This is a genomic window from Phocaeicola faecicola (assembly GCF_013618865.1).
Taxonomy (GTDB): domain Bacteria; phylum Bacteroidota; class Bacteroidia; order Bacteroidales; family Bacteroidaceae; genus Phocaeicola; species Phocaeicola faecicola.
In genome coordinates, this window is record NZ_JABSOE010000028.1 from 23,153 (window position 1) to 37,545 (window position 14,393).

Annotated in this window: 8 protein-coding genes; 5 read left to right on the forward strand and 3 right to left on the reverse strand. The window is 53.1% G+C overall.

From position 1 onward, the window contains the following. The first annotated feature begins 46 nt into the window (after window positions 1-46). The 4 genes from H3001_RS09270 to H3001_RS09285 all read left to right on the forward strand — a co-directional run bounded on the left by H3001_RS09270 (window position 47) and on the right by H3001_RS09285 (window position 10,563). Window positions 47-4,648 (forward strand): translocation/assembly module TamB domain-containing protein, encoded by a 4,602-nt coding sequence (locus H3001_RS09270; RefSeq protein ID WP_181214759.1) that lies wholly within the window; start codon window positions 47-49, stop codon window positions 4,646-4,648. Beyond that, entirely contained in the window at window positions 4,635-6,938 is a 2,304-nt protein-coding gene (gene tamL, locus H3001_RS09275; protein ID WP_181214760.1) for a translocation and assembly module lipoprotein TamL, read from the forward strand. The genes H3001_RS09270 and tamL overlap by 14 nt, the downstream gene beginning before the upstream one ends. An 80-nt stretch (window positions 6,939-7,018) precedes the next feature. Further along, on the forward strand, window positions 7,019-9,790 hold the full coding sequence (gene uvrA, locus H3001_RS09280) for an excinuclease ABC subunit UvrA (protein ID WP_181214761.1): 2,772 nt from the start codon (window positions 7,019-7,021) through the stop codon (window positions 9,788-9,790). Between the two features lie 287 nt (window positions 9,791-10,077). Further along, entirely contained in the window at window positions 10,078-10,563 is a 486-nt protein-coding gene (locus tag H3001_RS09285) for a GNAT family N-acetyltransferase (protein WP_181214762.1), read from the forward strand. 10 nt (window positions 10,564-10,573) lie between these two features. Here H3001_RS09285 and H3001_RS09290 read toward each other — a convergent pair whose 3' ends face one another. After that, window positions 10,574-11,614: a hypothetical protein gene (locus H3001_RS09290; RefSeq protein ID WP_178243646.1), complete on the reverse strand. Its 1,041-nt coding sequence runs from the start codon at window positions 11,612-11,614 to the stop codon at window positions 10,574-10,576. A gap of 112 nt (window positions 11,615-11,726) precedes the next feature. Then, window positions 11,727-12,566: a CvfB family protein gene (locus H3001_RS09295; RefSeq protein ID WP_178243647.1), complete on the reverse strand. Its 840-nt coding sequence runs from the start codon at window positions 12,564-12,566 to the stop codon at window positions 11,727-11,729. A gap of 137 nt (window positions 12,567-12,703) precedes the next feature. Here H3001_RS09295 and H3001_RS09300 point away from each other — a divergent pair, with 137 nt between their 5' ends. After that, a complete protein-coding gene (locus tag H3001_RS09300; protein WP_178243648.1) occupies window positions 12,704-13,564 on the forward strand; it encodes an endonuclease/exonuclease/phosphatase family protein in 861 nt (286 codons plus the stop codon). 161 nt (window positions 13,565-13,725) lie between these two features. Here the strand turns inward: H3001_RS09300 and H3001_RS09305 are convergent, their stop codons facing one another. Then, window positions 13,726-14,391, reverse strand: coding sequence for an ABC transporter ATP-binding protein (locus tag H3001_RS09305; RefSeq protein WP_178243649.1), 666 nt, complete (start codon window positions 14,389-14,391; stop codon window positions 13,726-13,728). Window positions 14,392-14,393: the final 2 nt, after the last annotated feature.

Below are 14,393 nucleotides of genomic sequence, written 5' to 3' on the forward strand. Positions count from 1 at the left end.
CAGTTATTTTATATATATTCGCAATCATATAAATGTCAATTCGCACATGAAAAAATATATCCGGTGGACAGGCATTGCTATCTCTGTCCCATTCATTCTGTTCATCATACTCTGTATTCTCATCTATATTCCGCCGATTCAGAATTTCATGGTGAGAACGGCCACCCAATATGCCTCCGAAGCTACAGGCATGGATATCTCAATCGGAAGAATCTCCCTGTCATTCCCGCTCGACCTGGTGGTTCACCAGACCGAAGTAAAGGATAAGGAGCTGACGGTCTTGAAGGCCGAAAAACTGACGGTGCAAGTACAGATGTGGCCTCTGTTGAAAAAGCAGATCGAACTGGACGGACTGGAACTGGAAAAGGCTTCAGTGAACACAGCCGGACTGATAGAAGGAATGACGCTGAAAGGGAATCTCGGACGACTTTTCGTCACCTCGCACGGTGTGGCCCTGAGTCCGGAAACGGCAATTGTCAACCAGCTGCAACTGGAGGACACGCATCTTTTCATGAGCCTGGCGGATACGACAGCGGCAGATACGGCAGCCTCCGCTCCAATCTACTGGAAAATACAACTGGAGGATATTCGTTTCCGGAACGTTTCTTTCCGGATGCAGATGCCGCTCGATACCCTCGACATGGACATAGCCTTGCAGGAAGCCTCTCTGAAGAACGGAACCGTCGACTTGCACGAGTCGGCTTATGGCGCACAGAGCTTCCAGTTAAAGGGAAGCCGGATTGCCTTCCACAGCAATCAGAACGAGGCTCCGGCCAGCGGACTGGACCCGGCGCACCTGGAAATCACTAACCTGAACCTGTCGCTCGACTCCGTGCGCTATGCTCCACAGGACATACATGCTCAAATCCGAAACTTCGTCCTGAAAGAGCGTTCCGGACTGGAAATTCTGTCTACACAGGGACGGCTGGTATCCGACAGCCACTCGTTGCACGTACCCGGTCTGACCATCAAGACTGCCGATTCGCACATGGAACTGAAGGCTTCCATGGACTGGGATGCTGCCGAAAAAGGAAAAGAGGGCAGTATCTATGCGCGTTTTCTGGCGGATATCGGGAAAAACGACCTGAAAAAGGTACTTGGAGAAAGCGGAGACAGTCTGATGGCCGATTATCCCAACCAGCCGATACAGATTCGTGCCGGAGTGGACGGAAGTCTGAACCGGGTGAAACTCTCTTCGCTGTCGCTGTCCATTCCTGAAACCTTCAGTTTCCAGGCCAGCGGAAGCGTGGATTATCCGATAGACAGTATCCGGCGCAACGGTAACATCGACCTTGCGCTGCAAACGCAAAATATGGACTTCCTGAATAAGACTCTCTCGGGGGTACACATTCCACAGGGATTGCAGCTCGACGGAAAGGTTTCGGTCATGGGCTCGCAACTGGGTACTGAAATGCACCTGCTGACAGAAAACAAGGAAGGAAAGGTGAATCTGAACGCAACCTATCAGTTGCAGAACGATGCGTATGACGTACAGATGCACATCGATTCGCTGAATGTAAGCGATTTTATCGCACAGGATTCGCTCTATTGCCTGTCTGCCTCCATGTCGGCACAGGGACAGGGCTTCGATTTCTTCTCTCCGCAGACACTGGCTGCCGTGAAGGGAGGCATCGAACACCTGCAATATGGAAAATATCACCTGTCGGGCATTGACTTTGAGGCGGATTATAAGGAAAATACGGCCCACACCACCTTGCTTATCGACAACGAGCTGATGAATGCCCAAGCGACTTTCCTGGGCAAGATTACCTCTCAGAAAATCCAGGGAAGCCTGCAGACAGACATCAATCAGGTGGATTTGCAGGCCCTGAAGATGACAGAGAACTGGGTAAGTCCGTCGCTCCGGCTGGAATCGAAATTCCAGACAGACCTGAACAGCCGGCACCGGCTGGAAGCCAGTATCAAAGATATCCGCATAAAGACGGTACAGGCACAGTATACTCCTAAGGATATCCATGCCGGAGTCAACCTGAGCCCCGACTCCATACGGAGTTTTGTCAATGCAGGTGACCTGGTGTTCTGGCTGAGGTCACAGAATTCCCTGGATAAACTGACCGGCCATGTCGAGCGGCTGATTGCAGAGGTGTCTTCGCAATGGGAGAAGAAGCAGATTCAGCAAAAAGTAATCCGGGAAATCCTTCCGTCGGCACAACTGGGAATGTATGCCGGAACGAACAATCCGTTGTACAACTTCCTGTCGGCAAACCATATCAAGTACGACAAGTTGTCCGTAACCTTCCGGACTTCTCCCCAGGAGGGTATCAACGGAAAGGCCGACCTGTACGGCTTCCGCACGGACAGCCTGAAACTGGATACCATCTACTTCCATACACAGTCGGATACGGCCGACATCAGATTCTACAGTGGAGTAAAGGCACTGCCCAACAAGTGGCAGGAAGGCTTTGAAGTGGCACTGACCAGCCGGTTCGGGGTATCGGAAGGCGACATGAACATCGTTTACCTGAATGAAAAGAAGGAGCAGGGAGTGAATCTGGGCATCAAGGCTTTGCTGCAGAAAGAAGGAGTCAGCCTGCACATCTTGCCATATAATCCGACGCTGGTCTACCGGACTTTCCAGGCCAATCCGGATAATTACATTTACCTGAGCGACCGGGGAAGGATACATGCCAACCTGAATCTCTTCGATTCGCACCGTTCGGGACTGTCATTGTATTCGACTCCCGACTCACTGGCACAACAGGACCTGACACTGGCGTTGAACCAGATCAATATTGCCGAATTCCGGCGCATCATTCCGTATATGCCGGATATAGCGGGCTTCATCAATGCCGAAATGCATTACATACAGACGGAAGAGGACATGCAGGTATCGGCGGAAATGAGTGTCAACCAGCTGGCTTACAACAAGCAGGCAATGGGTGACTGGGGCATGAGTATGGTCTATCTTCCGCAGACTGACGGAACGCACCGCATCGACGGCTTCATGACACTCAACGAACAGGAGATTGTGACCTTGAACGGTTCGTACCGGGGGGCTCAGTCGGCACAGGAAAAGGATTTCCTGAAGGCCAACATGGAACTGCTGCACCTGCCGCTGAATCTGGCGAATGCATTCATCCCCGACCGTATGGCCTTGCTTTCGGGCGACCTGGACGGTAAACTGTCGATTTCTGGAGCTACCGACAGTCCGGTCATCAACGGAAAACTGAATCTCGACAGTGTGGGAGTCAATGTGCCGCAGGCTTCACTGCAACTGAGGATGGAGGACCAGCCGCTGGTAATCGACAACAGTAAGCTGAAATTCAACCGTTTCAAGATTTTCACCAAAGGACAGACGCCGTTTGTCATCAACGGTGACGTAGACCTGAATACCCTGGGTATCAACCTGCAGATGAATGCACGCAACTTCGAGCTGCTGAATGCCAAGCGTACCAAGGAGGGACTGGTATACGGAAAGCTGTATATTGATTTCAACTCAACCATCAAGGGTAATCCGGACGACCTGAAAATGAGGGGAAATGCCAATATCCTGGGAAGCAGTAACTTTACGTATGTACTGAAAGATTCTCCGCTGACCATTGAGGACCGTCTGAATGAAACGGTCACCTTTGTCAACTTCAGTGATACCCTGGCAGCTCCTCCAAGCAATCTGGCTACCCTCTCACTGGGAGGAATCGATATGCTGATGACGCTGCACATCGACGAGGCGGTACAGGCAAGGGTGGACCTGAACGAAGACGGCAGCAACTACATGTTGCTCGAAGGAGGAGGCGACCTTTCGTTCCAGTACCAGCCCGACGGAAACATGGTACTGAACGGCCGGTATTCGCTGATGAGCGGAGAAATGAAATACCAGTTGCCGGTGATTCCGCTCAAGACCTTCCACATCCAGGAAGGCAGCTACATCGAGTGGGCCGGGAACCTCATGAATCCGAAGCTGAACATCAAGGCTACGGAGAAAATGAGGGCTGCCGTTACGGCCGAGGGAGGCAACTCGCGGAATGTGAACTTCGATGTGGGAGTGAGCATCACCAACCGACTGGAGAACCTGGCATTTACCTTTACGCTGGAGGCTCCGGAAGATGGAACCATGCAGAATGAACTGGCCAGCAAATCGGCGGAAGAGCGCAACAAACTGGCTGTGACCATGCTGGTAACGGGACTGTATCTGGCGGACGGCAATTCGCTGGGCAAATCCAGTTCTTCCAACGTACTGAACAACTTCCTGCAGGGACAGATCAACAAGATGGCGGGAAAGGCTCTCAATACGATTGATATCAACCTGGGCGTTGAGACCAACGAGCAGAGCGAGACCGGTACTTCCAGCACCGACTACAGTTTCCAGTTTGCGAAACGTTTCTGGAACAACCGTTTCCAGGTGGTTATCGGAGGAAGAATATCAACCGGAAACAACGTACAGCAGGACGAGTCGTTCATCGACAATGTCTCACTGGAATACCGTCTGGATAAAAGCGGTACGCGCTATGTCCGGATCTTCCACGACAAGAATTACGAAAGCGTACTCGACGGCGAGGTCATCGAAACCGGAGCCGGTGTGGTACTGAGAAAAAAAGTCAGCAAACTGGGAGAATTGTTCATTTTCAGGACCCGGAAAAAAGAATCTCAAAGAAATCAGGAAAAAGAGGAAAAAGATGAAGATAAATAAACTACATATCATTGGAATCGTATGCTTCCTGCTGGGAGCGGCCTCCTGCTCTACGACCAGGAATTTGCCGGAGGACGAACTGCTGTACCGGGGAATCAAAAAGATTGACGTGCTGTCGCAGGATGAGAGCGGCAACGGTGAACAGGCGCTGGAAGAAATCACGGCAGCCGTCACACAGACTACCAAGTACGGTTTCATCCTTCCCTACCGTCTCTGGGCGTACAACAGCTTCGAGAAATACGAAAAGGGGGTAGGTAAATGGATTTTCAAGAAAATTGCAGCCGACCCGGTATACCTTTCCACGGTCAATCCGGGCACCCGAACCAAGGTAGCCAGCAACCTGCTGCACGACTACGGATATTTTGACGGAAAGGTCACCTACCAGGTAGATACCCTGAAGAACCCGAAGGAAATCAAAGTGTCGTATCAGATAGATATGGGAAAACCTTATTACATCGATACGCTGACCTACGAAAAGTTCAGTCCCTTTGCCGACAGCCTCATCCGCCGTTCGGACAGTCAGCGCCTTATTCACAGCGGTGACCATTTCAACGTACTCCGCCTGAACGAAGAACGCCAGCGCATCATTGACCTGCTGCGCGACAACGGCTATTATTATGCCCGTACCGATTTCCTTACGATTCTGGCAGATACAATCATGCGACCGGGATACGTAAGTCTGAAAATCGTTCCGAAGAGCAACATTCCGCAGGAAGCCCTCCGCACCTATCGCCTGGGACATACCTCGGTATACCTCACCGGATACAACGGCGAGCGCCCGACCGACTCTCTGAAACTGAGGGATTTCACCATTTACTATGCCGGAAAGAAACCGGGAATCAAATACGGTGTATTGCGCAAGCGGTTCATCTACCGGAGTGGCGAAAAGTATTCACAGCTCCGGCAGAATTATACCCAGGAAGCCCTGGCACGTCTGGGAGTCTTCAAATTCAGTGAATTTCAGTATACCCCGAGAAGCAACGGCGGAGATACCCTTGACATACGTGTCAATGCCATGTTCGATTTGCCGTACAACAGCGAACTGGAGTTGAACGTAAAGACCAAAAGTACGAAGCAGACCGGTCCGGGAGCCTTCTTCAGTCTGTCGCGCAGGAACTTCCGCAGAATGGGTGCCTCGCTGAACCTGGAGCTCAGGGGCTCTTACGAATGGCAGACCAGTTCGACGGTCGACGGTGAGAGTTCTGTCATGAACTCCTACGAACTGGGAACCTCCCTGTCACTGGAGTTTCCCCGTCTGGTACTGCCGTGGATCAGGGACCGCATCGATCCGTTCCGCTTCCCGTCGCAGACCAACTTCAAGATTTATGCCGAGCAGGTCAACCGTGCCCGCTACTTCAAGATGCTCTCGTTCGGAGGAACCGTTTCCTACAGTTTCCAGCCGTCGAGAAGCATGAAGCATACCGTTACGCCACTGCACCTGGCTTTCAACCACCTGCAGAGACGTACCGCTGCCTTCGACTCCATTGCAGAGGCCAATCCGATGCTGTTCCACAGTTTGAGCGACCAGTTCATTCCTTCGGTGACTTACACGTTCACCTACGACAACTCGTGGATGAAGAAACGCATCCGTACCTGGTGGGAGAATTCCATCACCTCGGCCGGTAACGTGACTTCCCTTATCTATATGGCATGCGGAAAAGGCTTCAATACCCGTGACAAGGAGTTCCTGGGAACGCCTTTCGCCCAATTCCTCAAATTCACCTCCGAGATACGTCCGCTGTACCAGATCAGTGAGAAGCAACAGCTCGCCGGACGATTCATGGCCGGAGTAGTCTGGGCTTACGGAAACAAGACCATCGCCCCCTACAACGAACAATTTTACGTGGGTGGTGCCAACAGTATCCGTGCCTTTACCATCCGCTCCATCGGTCCGGGACGCTTCCATCCTTCGGAGAATTCCAGCTACTCGTACGTAGACGAAACCGGAGACATCAAACTGGAAGCCAACCTGGAATACCGTTTCCGGATGATGTCGAACCTTTTCGGGGGTAATCTGAACGGAGCCGTCTTCCTGGATGCCGGAAACGTATGGCTGATGCGCAAGGATGAAGCCCGTCCGGGAGCCGAATTTACCTTCAGCAAGTTCTTCGACAACTGGGCGGTAGGTACAGGTATCGGTATCCGTTACGACCTCTCGTTCCTGATACTGCGTCTGGACTGGGGAATTGCCCTGCACGTGCCTTACGAAACCGGCAAGCGAGGCTATTACAACATTCCGAACTTTAAAGACGGAATGGGCATCCATTTCGCCATCGGATATCCATTTTAACAGAAGCAAACGGATTTTGCAGGCAGAAATATGCTCAGTTTTGGCTATCTTTGCCTTTCCAATAACAAACGAACTATTCTATGTCAGAAAACAATTATATTTCCATAAAGGGAGCGAAAGTCAACAACCTGAAGAACATCGATGTCGACATTCCCCGCAACAAACTGGTAGTCATTACCGGTCTCTCCGGTTCGGGGAAATCCTCGCTCGCCTTCGATACCCTGTATGCCGAAGGGCAGCGCAGGTATGTAGAAAGCCTTTCTTCGTATGCCCGTCAGTTTCTGGGACGGATGAGCAAACCCGAGTGCGACTTTATCAAGGGGATTCCTCCTGCCATTGCCATCGAGCAGAAGGTCATCAGCCGCAACCCCCGTTCTACGGTAGGTACCTCTACCGAAATCTATGAGTACCTGCGGCTGCTGTTCGCACGCATCGGAAAGACCTACTCCCCCATCAGCGGTACGCTGGTCAAGAAAGACAGTCCCGAAGACATCGTCAACTGCATGCTGTCGTATCCTGCGGGTACACGATACACTGTCCTTGCCCCTCTTCTTCCCCGCGACGGAAGGACCTGTGCCGAACAGATTGAAATGGACATGAAGCAAGGCTTCACCCGACTGGAGGTCAACGGAGAGATGGTACGCATCGAAGACTATCAGGAACAGGCAGACGACCAGATTTACCTGCTGATAGACCGTATGAGCTGCGACAATGCCAAAGACAGCATCAGCCGACTCACCGACTCGGCAGAAACCGCCATGTACGAAGGCGACGGTGCCTGCCTGCTGCGGTTCTATCTGCCTGACGGCACCACCAAGCTCCACAGTTTCAGTACCAAGTTCGAAGCCGACGGAATGACCTTCAGCGAACCGACCGACCAGATGTTTTCCTTCAATTCACCTGTGGGAGCCTGCCCGGTCTGCGAAGGCTTTGGAAAGGTAATCGGAATCGACGAGCACCTGGTCATCCCGAACCGTGCCCTGAGTGTGTACGACGGTGCCGTGATGTGCTGGCGGGGAGAGAAGATGGGAGAATGGCTGAACGAATTCCTTCAGGAAGCACCGGCACACGACTTCCCGATCTTTGCTCCGTACTACGAGCTCACCCAGGCACAGAAAGATTACCTGTGGCACGGCCCGCGCAACAAGGCCTGCATCGATTCCTTCTTCAAAATGCTGGAAGAAAACCAGTACAAAATCCAGTACCGTGTCATGCTGGCCCGCTACCGTGGAAAAACCGTGTGTCACGAATGCAAGGGCAGCCGCCTCAAGAAAGAAGCCCTCTATGTCAAAGTCGGCGGACGCCACATCTCCGAACTGGTGGAAATGCCCGTACAGCAGCTCCGCGAGTTCTTCCGCACCCTGCAGCTGGATGCGCACGATGCAGCCGTGGCGAAGCGCCTGCTCAACGAAATCAATAACCGGCTGGCCTTCCTCGACGACGTCGGACTGGGTTATCTGACCCTGAACCGCCCAAGCAACTCACTCTCGGGAGGTGAAAGTCAGCGAATCAACCTGGCCACCTCACTCGGCAGCAGTCTGGTAGGCTCACTATACATACTGGACGAACCCAGTATCGGTCTTCACAGCCGCGACACCGACCGCCTGGTCAAGGTACTGCGCCAGCTGCAGCAATTAGGAAATACCGTAGTAGTGGTAGAGCACGATGAAGAAATCATCCGCGCAGCCGACTACATCATCGATATCGGTCCGGATGCCGGACGACTGGGAGGAGAAATCGTCTACCAGGGCGACATGAAAGACCTGCAGAAAGGCAGCCGCAGCCATACCGTCAGGTACCTGCTGGGCGAAGAAACCATCGATCCGCCGCTGACCCACCGCTCCTGGAACAATTACATTGAAATCAAGGGAGCCCGCGAAAACAACCTGAAGGGAATCGACGTACGCTTCCCGCTGAACGTCATGACCGTAGTCACCGGCGTCAGCGGTTCGGGAAAGAGTACCCTGGTACGCGACATCTTCTACAAGGCCGTCAAGCGCGAATACAGCGAAAGCAGCGACCGTCCCGGAGAATTTGTCTCACTCGGAGGCGACCTCTCGGCAGTGAGCGACATTGAGTTTGTCGACCAGAACCCCATCGGAAAATCCTCCCGAAGCAATCCGGTGACCTACCTCAAGGCCTACGACGAAATCCGGAAACTCTTTGCCGACCAGCCGCTGGCCAAGCAGATGGGATACGGCGCAGGTCACTTCTCTTTCAACACCGAAGGAGGACGCTGCGAGGAATGCAAGGGAGAAGGAACGGTTACGGTAGAAATGCAGTTCATGGCCGACCTCGTCCTGGAGTGTGAATCGTGCCACGGAAAGCGTTTCAAGAACGATACGCTGGAAGTACAGTTCCAGGGGAAGAACATCTACGACATCCTGGAGATGACGGTCAACCAGGCCATCGAGTTCTTCAGCGAATACGGACAGAAAAAGATTGTCAAGAAACTACAGCCCCTGCAGGAAGTGGGACTGGGGTACATCAAGCTGGGACAGTCGTCCTCTACCCTTTCGGGAGGAGAAAACCAGCGTGTCAAACTGGCCTATTTCCTGAGTTGCGAGAAGAACCAGCCTACCATCTTCGTATTCGACGAACCGACTACCGGTCTGCATTTCCACGACATCAAGAAGCTGCTCTATGCCTTCGATGCCCTGATTGCACGCGGACATACCGTAGTCATCATCGAGCACAACCTGGATGTCATCAAATGCGCCGACTACCTCATCGACCTGGGTCCGGAAGGCGGAGACAAAGGCGGCAACCTCGTTGCCTGCGGTACCCCCGAGGAAGTTGCCCGCTGTGCCGCTTCCTATACCGGACAGTATCTGGCCGAAAAGTTAAGATGAAAACACCACCGGAGTCATCCGGACAGACTTTTATGAATTTTCCGACTTCCGTAGGCCGGTTCTCCGGCCCACATACGGAAGTCGCATGACCCGCGCCGGGAGGTTGTCCGACCTTCCGGCGCGGGTTTTAACTATCTTCTCTTTCCTTCACCCTCTCCCACTTCGTCTTTTTAAAAAAGAAAAAGGAAAAACAACGGTTTCCCCTTGAAACCCCGCTTTCCCTTTTCGACACACTATGAAATATTTTACTACCTTTGTTTCCGTTATACATCAAACTACTTATCCGAATGATACGAACCGTTACTCTTTTCGACAGCGATGCACTGACCGCCATCTACAACCATTACGTGCAGGAAAGCACCGCTACCTTCGACCTCCTTCCTGTCCCCTCTTCCGAGATTGACCGCCTCATTTTTGAGGTTGCTACCCGCTTTCCTTTCCTAGTCTACGACACCGGAGAAGACATTGCCGGATACTGCTACGCACATCCCTGGAAGAGTAAGGCTGCCTACAGCCAGACCTGGGAAATTACCATCTACCTCGATCCGGAACATACCGGAAAAGGCATCGGCAAAGCACTGATGAAGCAACTCATCGAAGACTGCCGGAAAAACGGCTGCAAGGTCCTGATAGCCGACATCACTGCCGAGAACGAAGGGAGCCGGCGGTTCCACGAACGCCTCGGATTTACCCAGGTCTCCCATTTCCGGCAGGTGGGCCGAAAATTCGGACGCTGGCTCGATGTAATCGACTACCAGTTGAACCTGGGATAACCGCTGCCGCTCAGAGCGGACGGACCGAACGGTCGACGATACGGGCGGAAGAAACTCCCTCCCGTTTTCCCTTATCCGAAGAACGGCGACTGCTGCTGTTTCCCGGTCGTGAGGGACGAGCCTCCGGACGGGAAGGACGTACAGCAGGCCGTGACGGACGCGTTTCGGGGCGTGAAGGCCTTACTGCCGGTTTCGAAGGACGAGTCTCCGGACGAGAAGGACGGAGGACCGGAGAAGAAGGACGGAACTCCGGATGCGAAGGACGCACTTCCGGACGTGCCGGTTTCGAAGGACGGGTCTCCGGGCGGGAAGGACGTATTCCCGGATGCGACGGACGAGTCTCCGGCCGTGACGGACGGACAGCCGGACGAGGAGGCTGTGCTGCCGGATAAGACGGTACTCCCGACGGACGGGAAGGACGCACTCCCGGATGCGAAGGACGGGCAGGCGAAACCGGACGATGCGACGGACCCGGCACCACAAAATCGTGACGGCGGAACTCCGGCCGGCAACGGAAATTGCCGTGATATACTACATGATGATACTTCTTGCCGTAGAAACGGTGATAATAGCTGGCTCCTCCGCAATGACGGCGGCTGTGCCCGCCACAATAAGAATAATAATGCACCGGACGCCCGAAATAGAAATGAGCATGGTCCGGATACACCTTATATACCCTCAGGTAACAGACATTATTTACCGCATATACCGGGCGGAAAAAATGCTCCAGTGCCAGGAAACGGGCATACGCCATCTCCGAAAGAATCCAGCGCAGGTCGTCGTTCCGCTCATCCAGGAAGCGGTAATAGGCAGTCAGCGCCGCTGCCTCACTGCGGGCCATCCCCGTCAGGTAAGGATCGACACTGTTCAGAAAGTCAAAATTGATCTCAAACAGATCATCGTATTGCGACTGGTTCAGGCTCAGTTCAAAAGCCATCCGGTCGGTCAGAAAACGTGCATTCAGGCGGATGTCACCCAGTCCGGACGCCGACACCGGCAGTACCCCTATCAGACAAACGATCATACATAAAATGACATACTTCTTTTTCATAATCCTGTGACTTTATTGTGATGATACAAAAATAGGAGGATAAAAATCCTCCTGCAACAGAATCTCCCCATTGTCCGGTAGGGAGATTCCTATTTCTGATAGGGTTCTCTGCCTATTCGGCCAGGCGGATACCCTCGTCACCCAACACAATCAGGCGCTTCTTGTACAGGTCGCCTACCGCTTTCTTGAAGGTTTTCTTGCTGACTCCGAAGGTATCGTAAATCACTCCGGCATCCGTTTTGTCGTTCAGGGCAATCGCTCCTCCCTGCTCCCGGATATACTGCAGCAGGACTTCCGAGAAATCTTCCACCCGTTCCGCACCCCGCTTCTGCAGTTCCAGGTCGATCTTTCCGTCCTCGCGAACCCGCTTCACATACGCCTTCGTCCGCATTCCCACCTCTACCTGCGTAAAGATTTCGTTGCGGTACAGCAATCCGCTGAAACGGTTGTCCACAATCACCTTGTATCCCAGGTCGGTCTGCTGCCATACCAGCACCTCCACCTCATCGCCCCTCTTATAGGCCGGACGCTCCTTCGACAGGTAACGCTCCACCTTGGCCGAAGCCACGATGCGGTAACTCTCGTCGTCCAGATGCACGTGCACCACGTATCTTCCTCCCTTGTGCATCTTCGCCTTCTGTTCGCGGAAAGGCACAAAAAGATCCTTCATCAGTCCCCAGTCGAGGAAAGCCCCGTACTCATTCACCCAGGCCACCTCCAGACAGGCAAACTCACCCACCTGCGCCAGCGGCTGCAAGGTAGTAGCCACCAGACGTTCCTCCATATCCAGGTAGACAAATACATTCAGCACATCCCCCGGCTTGCAGCCTTCGGGTACATAACGCTTCGGAAGCAGGATTTCACCGTCTTCGTCTCCATTCAGATACATGCCGAAGTCGACTTCCTTCACGACTTCCATTCTATTGTATTTTCCCAGTTCTATATGACTCATATTTATTATCTTTGCAGTAAAGGTAAGAAGTTTTTTTTATACACCTGCCACCTCCCGGTAAGTAATTATCCGGAGACAGGTGTTTTTATAAGAAAACCCAACAAAAACCGGAAATAACTTTAAACAACTCAATCAATATGAAAAAACAGTTTTTACCTCTGGTTGCCGGACTGGCAGCCCTGGCAGCAGTATCCTGCACTTCTACTCCCCAGCCTACGGAACTTACCTGGGGTACCTTCAACATCCGTTACGACAATCCGGGAGACAGCCTGAACAGCTGGACCTACCGTAAAGATAGCGTGGCCAGCTTCATCCGTACGCAAGACATGGACATCGTGGGCATGCAGGAAGTCCTCCACGGTCAGCTGGAAGACCTGAAAGAACGGTTGCCGGAATATGCGGAAATCGGTGTGGGCCGTGAAGACGGCAAGACACAGGGAGAATATGCCCCCTTATTCTACAAGAAAGACCGCTTTGAGGTGCTCGACAGCAATACCTTCTGGCTGTCACAGTATCCCGACAGTGTAGGATTCATCGGCTGGGACGGTGCCTGCACGCGCATTGCCACCTGGGCCAAACTGAAAGACAAACAGAGCGGAAAGATTTTCATGGCCGTCAACACCCACTTCGACCACGTAGGTACGGAAGCCAGAAGAAAAGGTGCCCTGCTGATTATCGACAAGATCAAGGAGATTGTGGGCGACCAGCCTGCCGTGCTGACCGGCGACTTCAACGTCAACGACCGTTCGGAGGCTTACCAGACCATTACGACCAACGAATTCGTGCTGAAGGATGCCCACAAGGAAGCCGCACAAACGACCGGTGCCAGCTATACCTTCCACGATTTCGGCCGCATCGTTCCCGACTCCTGCGAGAAAATCGACTTTATCTTTGTCACTCCGCAGATAAAGGTCAAGAGCAGTTACATTCCGCAGGAAACTCCTGGCGGTCCCTTCCTGTCGGATCATAATCCGGAGGTGGTACAGATTGCTTTCTGATCCGGACAGACGGATTCCTGCACACAACGAGCCCCCGTTTTCCTTCCCTGCAGAGGGAGGCGAACGGGGGCTCGCTGCTTTTCCTGACCACGGGGCAATGAGTGGCTCCACCGCTTCAGGCAACTTTCTGTTCCGATATCCGGACCTTCCGGTAACCGGCGTTATTCTTTCTCTTCTTCCTTGATATATCCGTCGAGCATGTGAATCGTGCGGTCGGTCTGTGCCGCCAGAGACTCGTCGTGCGTCACAATCACAAACGTCTGTCCCAGCTTGTCGCGCAGGTCGAAGAACAACCGGTGCAGTTCCTCCTTGTTGTGCGTATCCAGACTGCCCGAAGGCTCATCGGCCAGGATGACCGAAGGATGGTTGATCAACGCCCGGGCCACAGCCACCCGCTGCTTCTCCCCTCCCGACAGTTCTGCCGGCTTATGAGAAGCCCTGTCGGCCAGTCCCAGAAATTCAAGCATCTCCTTTGCATGACGGGTAGCCTCACCCGAAGACACTCCCTGAATCAAGGCAGGAATCATCACATTCTCCAAGGCCGTAAACTCGGGCAGCAACTGGTGAAACTGAAACACAAAACCGATTTCCTTGTTGCGGAAACGGGCCAGTTCACGCTCGCTCAACCGGCCGACCTCCGTATCGTGAATACAGATACGGCCTCCGTCGGCCTTGTCCAGCGTTCCCATAATCTGCAGCAGCGTAGTCTTACCGGCTCCACTGGGCCCCACGATGCTGACTACCTCTCCCTGACGGATGGTCAGGTCTATTCCCTTCAAGACCTGCAACGAGCCGAAGCTCTTGGTGATACCTTCTAACTGAATCATAC

Bases quoted from the DNA above. Each gene is read 5' to 3' on its own strand.
- tamL (WP_181214760.1), top strand. From the start codon at position 4,635: ATGAAGATAAATAAACTACATATCATTGGAATCGTATGCTTCCTGCTG.
- H3001_RS09270 (WP_181214759.1), top strand. From the start codon at position 47: ATGAAAAAATATATCCGGTGGACAGGCATTGCTATCTCTGTCCCATTC.
- uvrA (WP_181214761.1), top strand. From the start codon at position 7,019: ATGTCAGAAAACAATTATATTTCCATAAAGGGAGCGAAAGTCAACAAC.
- H3001_RS09285 (WP_181214762.1), top strand. From the start codon at position 10,078: ATGATACGAACCGTTACTCTTTTCGACAGCGATGCACTGACCGCCATC.
- H3001_RS09300 (WP_178243648.1), top strand. From the start codon at position 12,704: ATGAAAAAACAGTTTTTACCTCTGGTTGCCGGACTGGCAGCCCTGGCA.
- H3001_RS09295 (WP_178243647.1), bottom strand. From the start codon at position 12,566: ATGAGTCATATAGAACTGGGAAAATACAATAGAATGGAAGTCGTGAAG.
- H3001_RS09305 (WP_178243649.1), bottom strand. From the start codon at position 14,391: ATGATTCAGTTAGAAGGTATCACCAAGAGCTTCGGCTCGTTGCAGGTC.
- H3001_RS09290 (WP_178243646.1), bottom strand. From the start codon at position 11,614: ATGAAAAAGAAGTATGTCATTTTATGTATGATCGTTTGTCTGATAGGG.